Here is a 20,063-nt window from a genome sequence, read left to right on the forward strand (position 1 = left end):
TATCTTGTCCTCTTAAACTTAATTAAACCGGGCCTATTACTGATGCTTGTCAGTATATGGCAGCAGAGCCAGGTAACGTGAACGCTTGATAGCGCGAGCCAGCTGACGCTGGTACTTAGCGCGAGTACCTGTGATACGGCTTGGTACGATTTTACCAGCTTCAGTGATGTAGTTTTTCAGAGTGGCTACATCTTTGTAGTCAATCTCTTGTACGCCTTCTGCAGTAAAACGGCAGAACTTACGACGACGGAAGAAACGTGCCATGGGCTTATCTCCTGAACTAAATTTTTTCAATATGATCGGCATGCAACACTAACTTACCTATGCCATTCCGGCCGGTTTGCCACGAGATAAATCCCCCGGCTTTAATGTTGCTTCCGACAGCTAAATCATGAGTGAGTAATTGCTGACCTTTGCCGCTGACCACCACATTGATGTAACAATACACCTGCCGTGTTAAGTCAGCTTCCACCTGGTTGGAACGATGCTCAAGCACAAAATGGCAATGAGGAACGCCCGCCGGGGACTGGCTTCGTTTGGGATGCTTGGCAACAGTGCCAGACAGCTCCAGACGATTGGTCATTCAATGATTACTCAGCGTCGGCCATGTGACCTTCAGATTGTGCATCGGCACGATCTTCACGACGTGGGGCACGCTCTTCTTTAGCCTTCATCATTGGAGATGGCTCAGTGATAGCGCCTTTAGTGCGCATGATCATGTTACGGATCACAGCATCGTTAAAGCGGAAGCTTGACTCCAGCTCGTCGACCACAGACTGCTCAGCTTCAACGTTCATCAGAACGTAGTGTGCTTTGTGCAGTTTGTTGATTGGGTAAGCCAGTTGACGACGGCCCCAATCTTCCAGACGGTGGATTTGACCGCCAGAATCTTTGATAGCACCAGTGTAACGCTCGATCATGCCAGCAACTTGCTCGCTTTGATCAGGGTGCACCATAAATACGATTTCGTAATGACGCATGGTTTGCTCCTTACGGATTATTCAGCTTCCCTGTTCAGCTCGGTTATCCTGGGGAAGCAAGGAACGAAAAAATAAAACCGAGAATTTAGGCGCGAGATAGTACAGAATTACACCGCTCAGCGCAACTAAAAGAACAGCGATATCGCCCTGTGCTGGTGTTTATTTTCACCGCAGACAGCAATGCCACCCGAATGGATGGCATTTGATTTGATTTGGCAGGTCTTTTTGTTTTATCCCTGACGCTGGCGCACTGCTTCAAACAGGCAGATCCCCGTTGCAACCGACACATTCAGGCTGGAGACAGTGCCCGCCATCGGGATCTTAATCAGATCATCACAGGTCTCGCGGGTCAGACGACGCATCCCTTCCCCTTCCGCGCCCATCACTATGGCCAGCGGCCCGGTCAGTTTGCTTTGATAGAGGTCATGAGTCGCTTCACCGGCGGTGCCGACAATCCAAATCCCTTTGTCCTGCAAGGCACGCATAGTACGGGCCAGATTGGTCACCCGGATCAGCGGCACCACTTCAGCAGCGCCACAGGCCACTTTAGACGCAGTCGCGTTCAACTGGGCGGCCCTGTCTTTCGGCACGATAATCGCCACCACACCGGCGGCATCGGCATTACGCAGACACGCGCCCAGGTTATGCGGATCGGTCACGCCATCCAGTATCAGCAACAACGGATTGTCTCTGCCTTCAAGCAGGTCATCCAGATCCTGTTCATTGTACTGTTTACCCGGTTTTACCCGCGCCACAATACCCTGATGGCTGCCGCCGTCGGCTTTATCGTCCAGTGCCTTACGGCCGGTCTGCTGGATAGTCACCCCTAATCGCTGCAATTCGTTCAGCAGCGGCAATACACGCTCGTCCTGACGCCCTTTCAGCACAAAGACTTCAATGAAGCGTGCCGGGTCGGCACCCAGCACAGCGCTGACGGCATGAATGCCGAAAATCATATCATTACGCATTACTTAGTCTTCTTCGCCGCTCGTTCTTTCTTACCGGCCCGCGGCTTGCGCGCCTTGACCGATTTCTTTTTCGCCTTGTCTTTTTTCTTGGCTTTTTTGCCTTTCCTGTCGTCTTCGCTGCCAGGCTTGGCTATCACACCGGCTTTCAGCTGCTGACGGACAGAAGTGCGCTCTTTCTTCGCTTCCGCTTTGTGCTCCTGTTGCGCTTCACCGTTTTCAACGCGGTACGCTTTCAGGTTCTGACGCTGCAACCCTTCCGCTTTGCGCATCCGTTGCTGCTTCTCACGGGTTTGCGCGGTTTTACCCGGCCGGCGGGACTTTCTGCCGCCGCCCACCAGCTCGAAATCAATCTGGCGGTCATTGAGGTTGATCGCCGCGACTTTGACCTGAACCGTGTCACCCAGACGGTAAATTTTGCCGGAGGCATCCCCCACCAGTCGCTGACCGATAGGATCGAACTGATAGTAATCGTTATCGAGATTTGAGATGTGTACCAGGCCGTCAATATTAAGCTCATTAAGGCGGACAAAGAAGCCAAAGCCCGTGACATTGGCAATCACGCCTTCAAACTCATCACCGACGTGGTCCTGCATGTACTCACATTTCAGCCAGTCAGCCACATCACGCGTGGCATCATCGGCACGACGCTCTGTCATTGAGCATTGCTCGCCCAGCACATCCATGTCGTCGAAGGAATAGTGGTAGCCACCGGTCGGGGTCCAGCGATCTTTATTGGTGCCGTTCTCTTTGGCAATCAGATACTTGATAGCACGATGCAGAGCCAGATCAGGATAGCGGCGGATCGGCGAGGTAAAGTGCGCATACGAGTTCAGGGCCAGACCGAAATGACCCAGGTTCTCTGCCTGATACACCGCCTGCTTCATGGAACGTAACAGCATGGTCTGGATCAGTTCTTTGTCCGGGCGATTCTGGATCGCCGCTGCCAGGTGAGCATAATCACTCGGAGCAGGCTCCAGACCACCGGTCAGATTCAGGCCCAGCTCGCCGAGGAAATCCCGGAAGCCTGTCAGGCGTTCTTCGCCCGGGGTATCATGCACCCGGTACAGCGCCGGCTCTTTGGCTTTTTCCACCAGCTTGGCGGAAGCCACATTGGCCATGATCATACATTCTTCGATGATCTTGTGGGCATCGTTACGCTCTGACGGCACAATACGGTCAATCTTACGATCCGCATTGAAAATGAACTGGGTTTCCAGCGTTTCAAACTCAATGGCACCGCGCTGTTCACGCGCAAGCTTCAGTACTTTGTACATGCTGTACAGCTCTTCCAGGTGCGGCACCAGAGGCGCATAACGCTGACGCAGCTCCTCGTCCCCTTCCAGCATCTTGCTGACTTTGGTGTACGTCAGACGGGCATGGGAGTTCATCACGGCTTCGTAATGCCGGTAGCCGGACAGTTTGCCGGCCGCTGAAATGGTCATCTCGCAGACCATACACAGACGGTCAACCTGAGGGTTGAGCGAGCACAGGCCGTTCGACAGCACTTCAGGCAGCATAGGGATCACCTGAGCCGGGAAGTAGACCGAGTTACCACGGTTTATCGCTTCTTTATCCAGCGCGCTGTCAGGACGCACATAGTAGCTGACATCGGCAATAGCCACCCATAAACGCCAGCCACCGGATTTTTTCTTTTCACAGAACACAGCGTCATCGAAGTCACGGGCGTCTTCACCGTCGATAGTCACCAGCGGCAAATCCCGCAGATCAACACGGCCTTTCTTGGCCTCTTCCGGCACTTCTTCTTTCAGTGTCGCGACCTGCTTCTCAACCTCTGCCGGCCAGACATGGGGAATATCATAGGTACGCAGGGCAATTTCAATTTCCATGCCCGGTGCCATGTTCTCGCCCAACACTTCCACAATTTTACCGACAGCATTGTACTGACGGGTGGCGCGCTGGGTGATTTCCACCACCACGACGTTACCCATGCGGGCACCCTGGCGCACTTCCTGCGGGATCACGATATCCTGCGAGATGCGTGAATCATCCGGCACGACAAAGCCCATACCGTCTTCAATAAAATAGCGACCGACAATCTGGCCGCTGTATTCCTGCAGCACACGGACAATCCGCCCTTCACGGCGGCCACGCTTATCAACGCCTGCCACCTGAACCAGAACGTAATCACCATGAATAACACCGCGCATCTGATGAGACGGTAACAGCAGGTCATCTTGACGGGCCATGCCGCTGCCTTCAGGGCGCACAAAGCCAAAGCCGTCTTTATGGCCGATAACATGGCCTTTAATCAAATCCAGCCTTTCCGGCAGTGCGTAACACTGGCGGCGGGTATACACCAGCTGGCCGTCGCGCTCCATGGCGCGCAATCGGCGGCGAAGGCCTTCGTACTGGTCTTCGCCCTGCAATTTCAGCTCGGTAAACAGCTGGTCGCGATTAACAGGTGTACTAAAGCCGCGAACCACTTCCAGAATGAATTCACGGCTTGGGATTGGGTTTTCGTAATTTTGAGCTTCCCGCTCGCGGAAAGGATCGACGGGTAAATCAGTTGTACCTTTGGACATAAAATAATCCGTATTGGCAGCCAGATACCCTAAGTATATCCCTGCCATCAATAATTAGTTGGGAGCAGGTCAAATTCCGCTCCAATAAATGAAGATAATATCTGCGTGTGAATCAGTCGCTTACACGCTTGTTTTGTGAGCCTGCCTGTCACCGGCAACTCAAGCAACGCGACAAGTTAAATGCCGCTCAGATCACATTCTAAGCGCTAACTGCCTGAAAAGATACCGCAGGCCAAAAATCACCACGGTAAGAGGGAGGTTACCAGAAGCTCTCTCGTCGCTTCGCGCGAGCAATCACATTGGAAGGCATACGCTGCTCTAAATTGCGGCGTAACTGAGTAATCTTTTTGTGGGTGCGGCCGTCTGCCGTGACCGACTGATACAGCCAGCGGTAGGCATCTTCGTAATCCAACGGGCTGCCATAGTCATTGAGCAGCAACTCGGCAAGCTGAATACGTGCTGCCAGATGTCCCATGGCCGCCGCTTCACGCAAATAAGGAATCGCACGTTCCCGATCCTGCTGCACCAGTGTGCCCCTGGCATAGTAACGGCCCAGCTGTTCCAGCGCCGAAGGCAGGCCCTGGCGAGCCGCGGTTTCCATGTAATAGAGACCCAGTTCAACGTCACGCTGCACACACACGCCCCAGGCCAGCATGTCACCATACAGAAACTGATACGCCGGCAGTTCAACACGCTCTGCCCGCACTTCAATATCCTGTACCAACTGACACTCATCGGCTTTCACGCGCTGTAACTGCTGGTTGCTCTCAAACAGATGGATCAGTTCCGCCTCTGAATACAAAGGCACAGCATCCCCAACATCTGTAATCGCTTTGGCCGGCATCGCCGCCATTAACGCTGAAAGCACTATTGCACGCAGAACCATTCCGCTCTCTCTTTACATTGAAACATTACGACTGGACTCAGCCACATTTCTTCGCTGAAAACGATAAAAACCCGGCGGTATGAACCTTATCGACCAGAGGCAAACAGACTTTAGCCAAAATTTCAGAAAGCGAACAACAAAAAGCCAACCCTAAGGTTGGCTTTTGAGCATCAGGTCAAATCGCTCAGCAATCAGCTTGCGTAAGGATGAACCTTGATGATGGTTTCGTTACGATCAGGACCGGTTGAGATCAGATCGACAGGTACACCTGTCAACTCTTCCAGACGTGCGATGTAATTCAGTGCCGCCTGCGGCAGCTCTTCCAGTGTTTTCACACCAAAGGTAGTCTCTGTCCAGCCCGGCATCGTTTCGTAAATAGGCTCTACGTTTTCGAATGCATCAGCCGCCATAGGTGACACAGTCAGGATCTTGCCATCCGGCAGTTTGTAACCGGTACAGATCTTGATTTCTTCCAGACCATCCAGCACATCCAGCTTAGTCAGACAGAAACCGGTCACTGAGTTGATTTGCACGGCACGGCGCATTGCAACGGCATCAAACCAGCCACAACGACGCTTACGGCCTGTGGTGGCACCAAACTCGTTACCTTTAACACCCAGGTGCTCACCGACTGCGTCATCAAGCTCTGTCGGGAACGGGCCTGCACCAACACGTGTGCAGTAGGCTTTGGCGATACCCAGAATGTAACCCAGGTAGCGAGGACCGAAACCAGAACCGGCAGCAACACCGCCCGCCGTAGTATTAGAAGACGTTACATACGGGTAAGTACCGTGGTCGATGTCCAGCAGTGTGCCTTGTGCACCTTCGAACATGATCTTGTCGCCACGCTTACGTGCGTCATCCAGCTCCTGGGTTACATCAATAACCATAGATGTCAGGATGTCCGCCTGAGCCAGCACAGTTTCCAGTACGTCTTCGTAGCTTACAGGCTCAACATTGTAATAATGCTCCAGCTGGAAGTTATGGTAAGCCATCACTTCCTTAAGCTTCTCGGCAAATGCCTCTTTATCGAACAAATCGCCAACACGCAGACCACGACGAGCAACTTTATCTTCATAGGCAGGACCGATACCACGGCCAGTCGTACCGATTGCTTTCTTACCACGAGCCAGTTCACGAGCCTGGTCCAGAGCAATATGATACGGAAGAATTAGCGGACAAGCTTCTGACAGGTATAAACGCTCACGAACTGGAATACCACGCGCTTCCAGTGGCTCCATTTCTTTCAGCAGAGCATCAGGAGAAAGGACGACACCGTTACCGATAATGCATTTCACGTTGTTACGCAGGATACCTGAAGGGATTAAGTGCAGGACAGTTTTTTCACCATCTATGACAAGGGTGTGACCTGCGTTGTGACCGCCCTGGTAGCGAACCACATATTGTGCATCTTCAGTCAGCAGATCAACGATCTTGCCCTTACCTTCGTCACCCCACTGGGTGCCGAGAACGACTACATTGTTTGCCATCTTTCTTCGTCTATCAGTAGTTAAAAATGGATTCTAGCACCTTACAAATTTGCTTGCAGTCATTTTTTGACCATGACCCAGAAAATCGAAAGGCAGGCTTCACGAATACCCCACATCAGGATTTACAGCTGGCTGAACATGATATAAGCAATAACGCTGCCAGCGACAACTAAACAACCGCCTATACGGCGTAATGTCTGATCATCCTGGCTGCTCAACTGATGAATCAGTTCGCGCCAGCCTCTGGGTGCCAGCAATGGCCCCAAGCCTTCCAGAATCAGTACCAGCCCGACGGCCAGCCAGAATGTTTGACTCATCTTTACCCCGCTATCGGCTCACAGTCCCCAGGTATCGGACAAAAAAAAGACAAGGCCAGCGCCTTGTCTTTTTTGTCCGCACTGAACCCTATTAGTTCAGGCCGTTCGACTCTTTCATGTATTTGAAGAAATCACTGTTCGGATCCACCACCAGAATATCCTGTTTGGAACTGAAGCTGTTTTCGTACGCTTTCAAAGAACGCAGGAAGTTGTAAAACTCCGGATCCTTGTTAAACGCAGTCGCATAGATATCTGCGGCTTTCGCTTCGGCATCACCGCGCTGAATACGGGCAATACGTTCTGCTTCAGAAATAATCTTGGCGACTTCCAGCTCAGACTGAGCACGGATAACCTCGGCTTTTTCACGGCCCTGAGAACGGTGCTTACGGGCAACCGATTCACGTTCGGCGCGCATACGGCGATAGATAGACTCGCTGATCTCATCCGGCAGGTTGATTTTCTTCATCCGGAAATCAACCACTTCGATACCAAGGTCACGGGCACTGATCTGAGTTTCAGCCAGTACATCTGCCATGATCTGGTCACGTTCGCCTTCCAGCTCTCGCTTGGGAGCCACTTCCTGAACAATTTCAGATGCAATGGCCACACTTTCATCAACGGGTGCAGCAGCGCCATCATCCACGTTGTTGCCACGATCCGGACCAGACACTATCTGTTTGATCTCTTTCGCACCGATCTGAGCTCGCAGGCTGTCAACAACTTTACGTTTCAGCAGTCCTTCCGCCGTTGCGGTATTACCGCCACCGGTTGCCAGATAATACTGACCGAAGTCCTGGATACGCCACTTCACATAGGTATCGATGATCACGTCTTTTTTCTCAGAAGTGACAAAACGGTCAGCCTGATCATCCATGGTCTGAATGCGGGCATCCAGTTTACGGACACGATCAAATACCGGTACTTTGAAGTGCAGGCCAGGCTCATACACACGCGTCATGTTGCTAGTGTCATCTTTAATGATTCGCCCGAAGCGAACCACAATACCACGCTCGCCTTCTTTGACGACGAAAAGGGACATCAACACCAGAGCGATGAGAATGACTACGAGCGGGATAATTAACTTACGCATAATTAATATCTCCCCTGACGACCAGTATCAGCACGAGGTGCCACCGAAGTAGGATTCGCATTTTCCGTCTTCTCTAACTCAATACCGTACGAGCTGGATGGACTCATTTGCTGCTTACTGTCTCCGGACTGATTGATCAGCTTGTCCAAAGGCAGATACAACAGATTGCCACCGGATTCCGAGTCCACCATCACTTTGCTGGTGTTGGAGTAAACGCGCTCCATGGTGTCCAGGTACAAGCGATTACGAGTTACTTCTTTCGCGGCATTGTACTCAGGTAACAGTTTCTCAAATTGAGCCACTTCACCCAGTGCACCGTTAACCACTTTCTCGGTATAACCTTCCGCTTCTTTCTTCAGACGCTCAGCACGGCCTGTCGCTTTCGGCAGGATATCGTTGCTGTAGGCTTCTGCTTCGCGCACAAAGCGCTCCTCATCCTCACGGGCCGCAATCGCATCATCAAATGCATCTTGTACCGCTTCCGGCGGACGGGCCGACTGGAAGTTCACGTCCACCACCAGAATACCCATATCATATTTATCGATAATCTTATCGATATCAGTCTGAGTATTGGCACGAATAGTCTGGCGACCACGGGTCAGGGCTTCATCCATCGTGGAGTCACCGATCACCGCACGCAGAGCTGAATCCGTCGCCTGATGCAAACTGTCGTCCGCATTGGTCACACTGAACAGATACTTCTGTGCGTCAGACACCCTGTACTGGACTTCCATTTCAACTCTCAGTACGTTTTCATCCTTTGTCAGCATCAGGCCTGAGCTGCGCAAAGAACGAATCGCCTGTATGTTGACCAACTCAACATCGTCGATGAAGGTAGGTTTCCAGTTCAGACCAGGATCGACCATTTCATAGAATTTACCAAACCGAAGTACGACGCCACGCTCTGCTTCGCCAACAGTGTAAAACCCAGAAAATCCCCAAATCGCAGCCGCGATAACAGCAATAACACCTAAGCCGACAGCACCGCCGCCGCTTGAAGGTCCACGCTTATTCCCAAAAATACCACCAAACTTACGACTCAGTTTTGCAAACACTTCATCGAGATCAGGCGGCCCTTGTTCACGACCACCACGATTATTGTTCCCCCAAGGGTCCTTATCGCGGCCACCGTTGTTTCCAGGCTCATTCCACGCCATTATAGAACTCCATCAATATGATATGACGACAGTTTTTATTACTCTAGCAGTCCATCAGGCAAGGATAAAGTCATCCAGCCCCTGGTGCTCTCTTTTTTGCAGTCGAGCCCATTCTGCGATGGGTAAACGTACATCCAGTATCAGGTTACCATTTTCTTCATACTCTTCCCTGACAATCGCCCCAAGCTGATAAAACTTGCTCCGGAAGCGACCAACCACCGCCGGCGGCAGGCACAGAGTATGGGTGACCATAGTCCCGGACAGCCGTTCCGTCAGTGCCGTGAACAGCACATCAATACCTGTTCCTTCACGGGCAGAAACCCAGACCCGCCGTGGAATACCGTCTTCGTCGCGCTCAATACGCGGCTCAGCCTCTTCCAGGTTGTCGATCTTATTCATGACAACCAGCACCGGGACATCACTGGCATCGATCTCTTCCAGTACCGTGTTGACCGCATCGATATTTTCCCGATAACGCTCATCACTGGCATCCACCACATGTAACAACAACGCGGCTTCCTGGGTTTCTTTCAGTGTGGCTTTAAACGCGGCCACCAGATCATGAGGAAGATGACGAATAAATCCGACCGTATCGGCCAGGATACTGGTCCCCACATCGTCCACATCGATTTTCCGCAACGTCGGATCCAAGGTGGCGAACAGCTGATCCGCGGCATACACCCCGGCATCGGTCACCCGGTTAAACAGGGTGGACTTACCGGCGTTGGTATAACCGACTAGCGAAATTGTCGGAATATCTGCCCGGCTTCTGGCCCGGCGGCCCTGATCCCGCTGTTTGGATACCTTATCCAAACGGCGCAGAATCGCCTTGATCCTTTCGCGCAGTAAACGACGGTCAGTTTCAAGCTGAGTTTCACCCGGTCCGCGCAGACCTATCCCGCCCTTCTGTCGTTCAAGGTGGGTCCAGCCGCGGATCAAACGCGTAGAAATATGACGTAACTGCGCCAGCTCGACCTGCAGCTTACCCTCATGGGTACGCGCGCGCTGAGCGAAGATATCCAAGATCAATCCGGTTCTGTCCAGAACCCGGCATTTGCACAGCCGCTCCAGGTTTCGCTCCTGGGCAGGCGAGAGTGAATGGTTAAAAATGACGATCTCGGCGTTTTCCGCCCTGACCGCATCGGCAATTTCCTGTGCTTTACCTTCTCCCACGTAATACTTAGGGTGGGGAGACTGTCGGCTGCCTGTGATCACACGCAGCTTATTGACTCCCGCCGAGGAGACCAGCATTTCAAACTCGCTGAGATCTTCCCATTCCCCGTCTTGCGTGAAGTTGATATGAACAAGAATTGCCTGTTCACCGGCTTCATAACGGTCAAACAAGCAATCAACTCCTTATCGAAGAATATTATTCTTCTGTTTTTTCCTGACCACGTTCTGTTGTCGGACGATCACCTGAATGGTGGTGATTGACCGGGCGAGCCGGTACGACAGTAGAAATAGCGTGCTTGTACACCATTTGGTTGACAGTGTTTTTCAGCAGGATAACGAACTGGTCAAACGACTCAATCTGTCCCTGGAGCTTAATACCATTGACCAAGTAAATAGAAACCGGGATTCTTTCACGACGCAGCGCATTCAAAAACGGGTCTTGTAGAGATTGCCCCTTAGCCATTCTTTCTTTTCCTTATTTGTTTGTAGTTGTATGTTGCAATAAACAATACGCAAAGCAGAGATGAGTATACACGTTAATCAAACCTCACGGCTAACGGAGTTTGTGACTGTTTGTAACGCTTTCTCTACATCACTGCTATCCAACCAAGTCAGCGCTTTCCAGCTGCGAAGCCAGGTAATTTGCCGCTTGGCTAACTGACGGGTCGCACAGATTCCGCGAAAAACCGCTTCATCCAGCGTGCAATTACCGTCAAAGTAATCCCACATCTGTCGGTATCCAACACAGCGCACTGACGGGAGATCCGGATGCAGATCCCCCCGCTCGTACAAGGCTCGAACTTCCTGTTCAAAGCCTGCTTTGATCATCTTGTCAAAGCGCTGTTCGATCCTCTGATGCAGAACAGCCCTATCCATGGGTGTTATCGCAAATTGGTGTACCTGGTAAGGTAATGTTTCCCCCTGCGTTTGGGTCAACTCAGTTAAAGTTTTACCTGAAATTCGGAAAACTTCCAATGCCCGCGACAATCGTTGTGGATCATTTGGATGGATCCGTGTCGCAGAGACGGGATCAATTTGTTGCAATTCTTGATGCAAAGCCAGCCAACCCTGCTCCCGGGCTTGTTGCTCAATCTCAGCACGAATAGCCGGATCAGCCTGCGGCAGTGGCGAAAGCCCCTCCAGCAATGCTTTAAAGTAGAGCATAGTGCCGCCGACCAATAATGGAATGCGACCAGCCGCCACGATATCTGCCATTTCTTTTAGGGCATCTTCACGAAAATCGGCGGCTGAATAACTTTGTGACGGATCACGAATATCGATCAGCCGATGCGGCGCCTGCGCCAGCTCAGCGGCATCCGGCTTCGCGGTACCGATATCCATATCACGGTAAATCAGTGCGGAATCCACACTGATGAGTTCAACAGGCAGCTGCTGACGTAAACGGATTGCCAGGTCGGTCTTTCCCGACGCGGTAGGCCCCATCAGAAAAATGGCCTGTGGAAGAGATTTAGTCATGTTTAAACGCTTCTAATGCCGGCTGCAAATCGACCGGACGCAGCAACCGGGAATAATAAGATTCCAGGGTACTCCCCCAGAGTTGTTCGAGCTCACCGAGCAAAGTGATGGCCTGAGACAGGCTGAAGCGTTCACTGTGAGCCGACAGTTCGGCGGAGAGCCAATCCAGCAAAGCTTCCCAGTAATCAGCGTGACTCAGTTGTTCCCCGGCCTCTGACAGCGTGCTGAGCTGCGCCAGTAGCGCCGGGATCAGCACTTGCAGGTTCTGTTGGCGAAGCGGCAGGCTCACCGCCAGGATCACCAGTTTATCCTGCCCTTTTGCCCGGATCTGGATACCCAGTTTCTGCAATACCGCGCTGTGCTGCCCGGCACTCTGGCTTAAGCACTGTGTGGTTGGGATCACCAGCGGGATCAGCAATGGCTGAGGTTTAAGGCCGTCATGACGGGCAAATTGCAACTGCCCTTTAATGCGCAGCTGATCCGCCTCGGTGAGCGACAACAAAGCCACATCAGTACCATGACTGACCAGCAGATAACGCTCGGCAATCACGGTCAGCGCTTTGCCCAGTCCGTGCTCCGGCTGGCTGTTGAGTACCGGATCGCGTTTGGCCGGCTCCGGCGTGTCACGCCAGGCGTTGGCAGGTGACGTATTCTGCGGCTGGTGTGGTACCTGCTCAGGTGCCGATACAGGCGGTGTCTGCATCAATGCCTGATAGGCCGCGACTTCCGCTTTGGCAGGCGATTCTCCGCCATACTGACGAGGCGAGTGACTCCGGGCACTGGCAGCCGGGCGGGCTGACAGCGACGAGGCAACAGCGGCCTTCTCCTGCTCTGGACGACCAGCCGGGCGGGCTGAAGTGGCAGACTCATCGCTCTGGCGCCATTCTTTTGCCGGCGCTTGTCGCGGATAGGCCGGGGTATTGGCAATGGCATCCAGAGCGTTGGAAGAAGGGGCGCGCGAGCTATCGCCGTCTGGTGCCGGATCCGACTGTCTGCTGAGCGGCATCGGCTCTTTGATCTGGCAGGCATCCGGCTGGGTGGCATCGCCGCGGGCCGATGCTCGCTCTGGTGCCGAGTACAGGCTGGTTTCAGCTCCACTCTGCTGCAATGCACTTTGCACGCCCTGATAGATAAAATCATGCACCAGACGGGCATGGTGAAAGCGCACTTCATGCTTGGCCGGGTGAACGTTGACATCCACCTGGTGCGGGTCAACCTCAATAAACAGCACATAAGCTGCGTACTGCTCTGCGGCCAGGGCGCCTTCAAAGGCCTGACGGATAGCATGATTGATCAGCTTATCCTTCATCATCCGGCCATTGACGTAACAGTACTGAATGTCGTTCTGTGCCCGCGCCCCTTGCGGGGTACAGATCCAGCCCGACAGACGCAGGTCGCCGTGCCCCAGCTCCAGTGACAGCGCATGTTGCAGAAATCCCTGCCCGCACACGGCGGCCAGCCGGCGCTCTTTTTGCGCCTGCGTCTCTGCCGCACGGTACTGACGGATCAGTTTACCGTTGTGACGCAGCAATATACTGGCGTCGAACCGGCTCAGTGCAATGCGCTTGAGCAGCTCATCAATATGGGCAAATTCGGTTTTTTCGGTACGGAGAAATTTACGGCGAGCCGGCGTATTGAAAAACAGATCCAAGACTTCCACTGTCGTCCCGACCGGGTGGGCGGCCGGTTTCAGCTGCACCGTCATGTCACGCCCTTCGGCATAGGCCGACCAGGCTTCCGGTTGCGCGTCGGTACGGGATGTCAGCGTCAGACGGGATACCGAGCTGATACTCGCCAGTGCCTCGCCCCTGAAACCCAGGCTGGCGATAGCTTCCAGATCATCCAGCGTGGTAATTTTTGACGTGGCGTGACGGCTGAGCGCGAGTTGCAGCTCTTCTTTCACTATTCCTACTCCGTTATCACGGATGCGAATGGTGCGGCTGCCGCCTTTATCAATGTCGATTTCAATACGGGTTGCGCCAGCATCCAGACTGTTTTCCACCAGCTCTTTCACCACAGAAGCAGGGCGTTCCACTACTTCACCAGCGGCGATCTGGTTAGCCAGCCTGGCAGGTAATATCTGAATGGGCATAATCAGGTCTGCAATTAAGTGCTTGGAATTTTAAGTTTCTGGCCCACCGCCAGTGTATCTGAGCTTAGCTGATTCGCTTGCCGGATACTACTGACGCTGACCCCATAACGGGCAGCAATTTTACCGAGAAATTCACCGCGGCGTACCGTATGCTCAACCAGCTTGCGCTGAACCGGAATGTTCAGCTTCTGGCCGACAGCCAGTTCATCGGAGCGCAAAGCGCTGGCCTGACGAATGCTGTCGAGTGTCACTTTATACTGGCTGGCGATCTTACCCAAAAACTCGCCCCGCTGCACGGTGTGTACCACAATGCTTTGCGTGATGCTGGCCACGGCGGCACTGCTGTTGGTGCCGCTGCTGTGGCTGGTCGTTTTACCGGCCGGAATGCGCAGTATCTGGCCCACTTTCACCACATTGGATGACAGCTGGTTCATCTGACGGATGCCCTGGACAGACGAGCTGTATTTATCGGCGATCACGCTCAATGACTCGCCGCTGGCGACCTTGTGTTTGATGCCGTGCTTGCGGGCGGCAAATAAGGTCCCTTCCGGTGGTTTATCATTGAAATAAGCCAGCACTCCCTTATACACCGCCTCGGAGAGTTTGTTCTGATGGCTGGTGCTGTTGAGCAAACGCTCTTCGCGCGGATTGGTGATAAACCCGGTTTCAACCAGCAGGGAAGGAATATCCGGCGATTTCAGCACCGCCAGACTGGCATGCTCGGGCTTCGACTTATGCAGCTTAGTCACTTTGGCCATTTCGTTCAGCACCCGGCTGGCAACGTCATAGCCTTCCTTTTGTGAATGGCTGAATTGCAAATCCAGCACCGCCATACTCAGGTACTGATCGTCCTGACCACCGGACAGCACATCGCCACCGCCCAGCAATTCAGACTGCTTCTCGTGCTGTTCGAGCCAGCGGCCGATTTCGGTATTGGCTCGGCGGGTATTCAATACCCAGACAGACGCCCCTTGCGGCTGCGGTTTATGAAAGCCGTCCGCATGGATGGAAACCAGCAAATGCGCTTTGTTCTTGCGGGCGATTTCGGAGCGTTTGTTCAGATTGACGAAGTAGTCCCCGCGACGGGTCATGACCGCTTTCATGCCAGGTGTGGCGTTAATGCGATCCGCCACCTTACGTGCAATGGTCAAAGTGACATTTTTTTCATATTTCCGGCTCGGGCCGATAGAGCCGGGATCTTCGCCACCATGACCGGCATCGATAGCCACGATAATATCGTCATTGCCGTAAGGCAGATGAATGCTGTCGACCGCTGTTGCCTTGCTGCCCGCTGCCGCCGATTTGACGGTTTCGGCTTTAGCGGCGTGCGGCAGATCCAGCACCAGACGATGACTATAATGACCATCCGGAGTGGGTGGCAGTTTAAAAATCTTGGGGGATGTGGTGGAGCGGGTTTCAAACACCAGACGGGATGTCCCGGTTTCCGGCGGGCTGCTGCTGCGAATTTTCGTCAACACATCGCTGTCTTTGACCACAACCGGTAACGACGATTTCAACGAAGTTTCCTTCAGATCAATCACCAGACGATCAGGTTTCGTCAGCGTGAAGTAGGTAAAAGTCGGCTCTTCCTCCATGTCCAGCACCACCCGGGTTTCATCCGGGGCAGGCCATACACGAATCCCTTCCACTTCATTAGCCAGAACTGAGCCACTCGCTATCCCGGCAAAAAAAACCGTCAAAGAAAAACTTCTGCGCCACCCCATGGAATCAACTCTGCTCCAGTTTCTTTAACAATGCCATCCCGTAGCCGTTGTTTGCCGTCACTTCGACCTGACGGTGCTGATCTACGTAGCGAAGTTCAATATCCAGATCCGGTGCCGGCAATAATCCGGTGCCTTTTTCCGGCCATTCAACCAGACAGATGGCATCCGGGGTGAAATAGTCACGGATCCCCATAAATTCCAGTTCTTCCGGATCGGCCAGACGGTAAAGATCAAAATGGTACACCTGCCAGGGCGGCAGTTCATAAGGTTCCACCAGGGTATAAGTCGGGCTTTTTACATTGCCCTGATGGCCCAGCGCGCGGATAAAGCCCCGGCAAAAGGTCGTTTTACCGGCACCTAAATCACCGTGAAGGTAAATCGTCGTCTGCCGCTCACAGGCCTGAGCCAATTGTTGACCAAAGGTCACGGTTGCCGCTTCATCGGCCAACACAATATTCAATGTCTGCATTGTTGTCGTTATCTTTATCTTAGATTTATCAATTGTCGAATATACGCAAAGAGATCACCAGCCAGCAAGCCGCGTTCCCCTGACTCGGCAGCCAGATCCGCCGCCCGGCTGTGAATCCACACACCAGCCCGGCCAGCTTGCGATAGCGTCAGCCCCTGCGCCAGCAGTCCGCCTATCAGGCCCGCTAATACATCCCCCATTCCACCCGTCGCCATGCCGGGGTTTCCGGCTATACAGACATAATGCTGCCAGCCATCATACACCACAGTACCGGCTCCTTTCAGCACTACGACCCCACCATAACGCCGCTGGATCTGTTCTGCGGCGGCAAAACGATCGGCTTCGACCTCTGCGACGGTCAGATTGAGTAATCGGGCGGCCTCACCAGGATGAGGCGTCAAAATGCGGTTCTCTTTATAGTCTGATGTCTGAGCCAATAAGTTCAATCCATCTGCATCCAGTACCAGTGACTGATCCTGTCGTACCACACTGTGACTGGCATAGAGCGCTTTTCCCCATGCGCGCTGACCGAGACCTGGACCTAATACTACAACATCGGCCCAGCCAATTCGGCTGTGGAGCTGTTGATTAGCCTGGTCCAGCCCCCATTGCCAGCCCTGAGCCATTATCTCAGGACGCGCGGCCACAATTGCCAGCACATTGTCAGTATGTGTGACGGCTGCCGTCAGACCTGCGCCAGCTCTGGCACAGGCTTCAGATGCCAGACGAACCGCACCGCCCATCCCCTGATCGCCTCCCAGGCACAGCACCCGGCCGTGACTGCCCTTATGAGCTGTCCGTGAGCGCGGAGGCAGCATGACGGCAATGTCATCTTGCTGAATCACTCTGACACTGGCCGGTTGCAGCTGCTCCAGCAGCTCGGCAACGCCCAGCCCGGCAAAGATTAACTCCCCCCGGTACAAGGCGGCCTGCCCGGTCAGCAATCCTCTTTTCATGCCAATAAAGGTGACTGTCTGCCAGGCTTTTACCGTCTCACCCAATATCTGGCCGGTATCGGCACACAAGCCCGACGGTATATCCACGGAAATAACAGGCTTAGCAGCGGCGTTGAGCGTTGTTATCAGTGCAGCAGCATTACCACGCACGGCACCGGACAACCCGGTCCCCAGGATAGCATCGACAATCACATCGACCGCTGCATCAATATGTGGCTTCGGCGTGTCAATCTTGCCACCGCAGGCCAGCCAGGCATCCCGGGCCAGCGCCGCATCGCCCTGTAAACGGGAAGCCTCCCCCAACTGCCACAGCGTGACTGTTAGCCCGGCTTCACGTGCCAGGCGGGCAACCACATAGCCGTCGCCGCCATTGTTACCACCGCCACAACACACCAGCACATGTTTTGCCGCGGAATGGCAATGCTGAAGGCACTCAAACACTGCCAACCCCGCGTTTTCCATTAACTGATACATAGGCCAGCCCAGCTTTTGTGCCGCCTGCTTCTCACCTTCTCGAACCTGCCCGGCCCGAAACGCGGAGCTGGGTAACGACGTTTCTGTCATGTCGGTACGACTTCCTTCGCTTTACGTCTGCTTATCAAAGCACACCATACTGGGCATATACTTTAAAATAGTGCCGAAAAGCGTTTCCGGGCACAACAATCCGTGCTGTATTTTTCGCCATCGCCGATTATTTTTCACTGTGCGAACTGTGCTACACTCCGGCCCCCAATTCATCCATCAGACGGCAGCCACATCATGCTCGACTATCAACAGCTCGCTAACGACATCAAACAATGGGGGAAAGACCTGGGTTTTCAGCATGTCGGTATCTGCGATGTTGACTTGTCAAAGCACGAGGCGCAGCTACAACGCTGGCTGGATGCCGGCTATCACGGAGAGATGGACTGGATGGCTCGTCATGGCATGATGCGGGCCCGTCCGGCGGAATTATTGCCCGGAACGATCAGAGTCATCAGTGTCAGGATGAACTACCTGCCACCGGAAGCCGGCTTTGCCCAGACCCTGAAACAGCCCGAGAAAGCCTATATCAGCCGTTATGCCCTCGGCCGTGATTACCATAAGCTGGTCCGTAACCGCCTCAAACAGCTGGGCCAGAAAATCGAGCAGGTTACCGGTGCTTTTGGCTACCGGCCTTTTGTCGATTCAGCGCCCATTCTGGAGCGCCCGCTCGCGGAAAAAGCCGGATTAGGCTGGACGGGCAAGCATTCCCTCATATTAAGTGAGGATGCAGGTTCCTGGTTCTTTCTCGGTGAGCTTCTGATTGATTTACCCTTGCCCACAGATGAGCCCGTAGACAATCAATGCGGTAAATGTGTGGCCTGCATCACCAGCTGCCCGACTCAGGCCATTGTCGCTGAAGGTGTGGTCGATGCGCGCCGCTGTATCTCCTACCTGACCATAGAGCTGGACGGTCCTATTCCGGAAGAATTCCGCGAAGCCATGGGTAACCGGATTTACGGCTGCGATGACTGCCAACTGGTGTGCCCCTACAACCGGGAGTCGGCGATCACGGATGAACAGGATTACCACTGCCGGCCGCAGCTCTATCAGCAAGATCTGCTGACATTATTCAACTGGGACGAAGCCACGTTCTTGAAAAACACCGAAGGCTCGCCCATTCGGCGCATCGGCCATCTCAAGTGGCTACGCAATCTCAGTGTCGCTATTGGTAATGCTCCCTACACTCCGGCACTGCTGAACGCCTTGATTGAACGTAAAGGGTTGGACAGTATGCTGGATGAACACCTTGACTGGTCAATCCATCGTCAAATAGCCAGGCGGGATGAAGCCCGTGTGGATGTCGTAGCCAATAAAACCAAGCGGCTGATCCGTATCGTCGAAAAAGGACTTCCCCGAGACGCCTGACACCAGTACCGCACGTCACCTTCGTTTGCGGGTGAATCACGGGCTACAAAACGCGATCCCGATCAGCCTTTTTTGTATGTGGAAAACAATTTCATTTGCACCATTTTGGTTATGAACACTGGTTATTAAGCACAAGCTGAAGCTGTTTGATTTAATAATGTTATTCACTATGATCATTATCTGATCACCCTGTTCACAACTTTGAAATCACTACAATTAAACACATAAAAAACAATGAGTTAAACAATCAAAGAAAGATTGTTTTTCTGTAGATACTGGGGATAATTATTTACATGCACAGAGTTATGCACAGATAGACAGCACAACTAATCAACCGACTTATCCACATACAAAATGATGTGGATAACTCTGTGCATTAGATGATGCAAATTCAGAATTTAGTTTGGATAACAGCAGACCCAAGTGTATAAACACTCATGTGCCTTGGGGCTGATTTGACGTGCAGACAATATTGTAGTGTAGCCCATATTGGCTAAACAACATTGACTGTCATCATTGATGGTCGCCAATACTTCTCAGTATGGGAGTACAGAGCATCTTATTCTCAGACAAAAAAACAACCTTTCGGCTGTCTTGACTGGTTTGGGATGATGTTGATTTCAGCTCACTGATACTTATGTAAGCTTGAGGTGGTCAGGACATTGTCCGATAGAACCTCGCGAGGCAAAGCTCTGACCTCAAAGACTATTACTTCACAGTAATGGTTGTGTGATTCTACAGCTTTCAATGTACTAAGCTGTGATCTTCCTATCAAGTAGGAAATTTTGAGCGACACACGAGGTTCCTGATCTTCAAGGAACCGGGCGTGACCTCAACCTTGGCAAGGTTGCG

18 protein-coding genes are annotated in these 20,063 nt (G+C 52.9%); 1 reads left to right on the forward strand and 17 read right to left on the reverse strand.

Going from position 1 to position 20,063, the window contains the following annotated elements:
* Positions 1 to 36: 36 nt before the first annotated feature.
* From rpsR to H511_RS0120730, 17 genes are all read right to left on the reverse strand, one after another.
* Complete coding sequence (gene rpsR, locus H511_RS0120650; RefSeq protein WP_002539422.1) at positions 37 to 264, reverse strand: 30S ribosomal protein S18; 228 nt, start codon at positions 262 to 264, stop codon at positions 37 to 39.
* A 16-nt stretch (positions 265 to 280) separates the two neighbouring features.
* Positions 281 to 583 (reverse strand): primosomal replication protein N, encoded by a 303-nt coding sequence (gene priB, locus H511_RS0120655; RefSeq protein ID WP_027254047.1) that lies wholly within the window; start codon positions 581 to 583, stop codon positions 281 to 283.
* A 7-nt stretch (positions 584 to 590) separates the two neighbouring features.
* Positions 591 to 980 carry a 30S ribosomal protein S6 gene (gene rpsF / locus H511_RS0120660; RefSeq protein WP_027254048.1) on the reverse strand — a complete coding sequence of 130 codons (390 nt, stop codon included), beginning with the start codon at positions 978 to 980 and terminating at the stop codon, positions 591 to 593.
* Between the two features lie 230 nt (positions 981 to 1,210).
* Positions 1,211 to 1,948, reverse strand: coding sequence for a 23S rRNA (guanosine(2251)-2'-O)-methyltransferase RlmB (rlmB, locus tag H511_RS0120665; RefSeq protein ID WP_027254049.1), 738 nt, complete (start codon positions 1,946 to 1,948; stop codon positions 1,211 to 1,213).
* Complete coding sequence (gene rnr / locus H511_RS0120670) at positions 1,948 to 4,491, reverse strand: ribonuclease R (RefSeq protein ID WP_027254050.1); 2,544 nt, start codon at positions 4,489 to 4,491, stop codon at positions 1,948 to 1,950. The genes rlmB and rnr overlap by 1 nt, the downstream gene beginning before the upstream one ends.
* A gap of 259 nt (positions 4,492 to 4,750) precedes the next feature.
* On the reverse strand, positions 4,751 to 5,377 hold the full coding sequence (gene motX / locus H511_RS0120675) for a flagellar protein MotX (protein WP_027254051.1): 627 nt from the start codon (positions 5,375 to 5,377) through the stop codon (positions 4,751 to 4,753).
* Positions 5,378 to 5,568: 191 nt separating this feature from the next.
* Positions 5,569 to 6,867, reverse strand: a complete 1,299-nt coding sequence (locus tag H511_RS0120680) for an adenylosuccinate synthase (protein ID WP_027254052.1) — start codon at positions 6,865 to 6,867, stop codon at positions 5,569 to 5,571.
* 122 nt (positions 6,868 to 6,989) lie between these two features.
* Positions 6,990 to 7,184, reverse strand: coding sequence for a DUF2065 domain-containing protein (locus H511_RS0120685; RefSeq protein ID WP_027254053.1), 195 nt, complete (start codon positions 7,182 to 7,184; stop codon positions 6,990 to 6,992).
* Positions 7,185 to 7,275: 91 nt separating this feature from the next.
* Positions 7,276 to 8,274, reverse strand: a complete 999-nt coding sequence (gene hflC / locus H511_RS0120690; RefSeq protein WP_027254054.1) for a protease modulator HflC — start codon at positions 8,272 to 8,274, stop codon at positions 7,276 to 7,278.
* 2 nt (positions 8,275 to 8,276) lie between these two features.
* Positions 8,277 to 9,431, reverse strand: coding sequence for an FtsH protease activity modulator HflK (gene hflK, locus H511_RS0120695; RefSeq protein WP_027254055.1), 1,155 nt, complete (start codon positions 9,429 to 9,431; stop codon positions 8,277 to 8,279).
* Positions 9,432 to 9,485: 54 nt separating this feature from the next.
* Positions 9,486 to 10,775 carry a ribosome rescue GTPase HflX gene (gene hflX / locus H511_RS0120700; protein WP_027254056.1) on the reverse strand — a complete coding sequence of 430 codons (1,290 nt, stop codon included), beginning with the start codon at positions 10,773 to 10,775 and terminating at the stop codon, positions 9,486 to 9,488.
* 25 nt (positions 10,776 to 10,800) lie between these two features.
* Entirely contained in the window at positions 10,801 to 11,067 is a 267-nt protein-coding gene (hfq, locus tag H511_RS0120705) for an RNA chaperone Hfq (RefSeq protein WP_027254057.1), read from the reverse strand.
* Between the two features lie 77 nt (positions 11,068 to 11,144).
* Positions 11,145 to 12,080: a tRNA (adenosine(37)-N6)-dimethylallyltransferase MiaA gene (gene miaA / locus H511_RS0120710; protein WP_027254058.1), complete on the reverse strand. Its 936-nt coding sequence runs from the start codon at positions 12,078 to 12,080 to the stop codon at positions 11,145 to 11,147.
* Positions 12,073 to 14,172: a DNA mismatch repair endonuclease MutL gene (gene mutL / locus H511_RS0120715; RefSeq protein WP_027254059.1), complete on the reverse strand. Its 2,100-nt coding sequence runs from the start codon at positions 14,170 to 14,172 to the stop codon at positions 12,073 to 12,075. The genes miaA and mutL overlap by 8 nt, the downstream gene beginning before the upstream one ends.
* A 14-nt stretch (positions 14,173 to 14,186) precedes the next feature.
* Complete coding sequence (locus tag H511_RS0120720; RefSeq protein ID WP_027254060.1) at positions 14,187 to 15,896, reverse strand: N-acetylmuramoyl-L-alanine amidase; 1,710 nt, start codon at positions 15,894 to 15,896, stop codon at positions 14,187 to 14,189.
* Positions 15,897 to 15,900: 4 nt separating this feature from the next.
* A complete protein-coding gene (gene tsaE, locus H511_RS0120725) occupies positions 15,901 to 16,365 on the reverse strand; it encodes a tRNA (adenosine(37)-N6)-threonylcarbamoyltransferase complex ATPase subunit type 1 TsaE (protein ID WP_027254061.1) in 465 nt (154 codons plus the stop codon).
* 14 nt (positions 16,366 to 16,379) lie between these two features.
* On the reverse strand, positions 16,380 to 17,885 hold the full coding sequence (locus tag H511_RS0120730) for a bifunctional ADP-dependent NAD(P)H-hydrate dehydratase/NAD(P)H-hydrate epimerase (RefSeq protein ID WP_027254062.1): 1,506 nt from the start codon (positions 17,883 to 17,885) through the stop codon (positions 16,380 to 16,382).
* A 195-nt stretch (positions 17,886 to 18,080) separates the two neighbouring features.
* Here H511_RS0120730 and queG point away from each other — a divergent pair, with 195 nt between their 5' ends.
* Positions 18,081 to 19,211 (forward strand): tRNA epoxyqueuosine(34) reductase QueG, encoded by a 1,131-nt coding sequence (gene queG / locus H511_RS0120735; protein ID WP_051288340.1) that lies wholly within the window; start codon positions 18,081 to 18,083, stop codon positions 19,209 to 19,211.
* The last annotated feature ends 852 nt before the right edge of the window (positions 19,212 to 20,063 follow it).

Source organism: Photobacterium halotolerans DSM 18316, from assembly GCF_000425165.1.
GTDB lineage: Bacteria > Pseudomonadota > Gammaproteobacteria > Enterobacterales > Vibrionaceae > Photobacterium > Photobacterium halotolerans.